Origin of the sequence: Pseudomonas sp. EL_65y_Pfl1_R83 (assembly GCF_963970695.1) — a bacterium.
GTDB lineage: Bacteria > Pseudomonadota > Gammaproteobacteria > Pseudomonadales > Pseudomonadaceae > Aquipseudomonas > Aquipseudomonas tritici.
In genome coordinates, this window is the sequence record NZ_CAXAQI010000129.1 from 1 (window position 1) to 616 (window position 616).

At 63.1% G+C, this 616-nt stretch carries 1 protein-coding gene; it reads left to right on the plus strand.

Annotated elements, in window-relative coordinates; translation table 11 throughout:
• Positions 1–616 (plus strand): PAS domain S-box protein (locus tag AACY08_RS28000; RefSeq protein ID WP_339472347.1); only part of this gene is annotated, 616 nt, incomplete at both ends.

The window sequence follows — 616 nt, forward strand, 5'->3', positions numbered from 1 at the left end:
ATGGTGCTTTGCGCCGCCGTCGCTGCGGCCATCAATTTCGGTTCGGGGACTGCTTCCTTCGCGTGGGTTATGTTTCCGCTCATCATCGCCGCCTTGCGCTTTCATTTGCGCGGAGCTGCCACATCGATGGTGCTTGTCGCGGTCATCACGCTGTGGGCCGCCGGACAAAATTCTTTCCAAGCCGTGGGGGAACTGGCCAGTGGCCAGGTGCGCCTGGCGCAGTTGCTGGTCGCCGTGACCGCCGCGACGATGTTTGTTCTCGCCGCGACCGCCGACAAGCGTCGCGAACAGGAGCGCGCTCGGGATGCGGAGCAACGCTATCGCGCCATTTTCGAACAGGCCGGTGTCGGCGTGGCGGTCCTGTCGGCCGATGGCGAGTATCTCGCGGCGAACGAGCGCTATCTCGAGATCGCGGGATATGGCCGCGATGAGCTGCTTGGAAGCCACTACACCGCGATTCTCGACGACACCGAGGCAAGCGCGAGCCGAAACGTTCTCGCCCAACTTTCGGGTGGCACACCCCCCATCATATCGCGTGATCTGAATATCCGAACCAAGGGTGGCGAAAAGCGGTGGATTCGGGCGACGTCGAGCAAGATTGTCGGGGCTGCGGGCG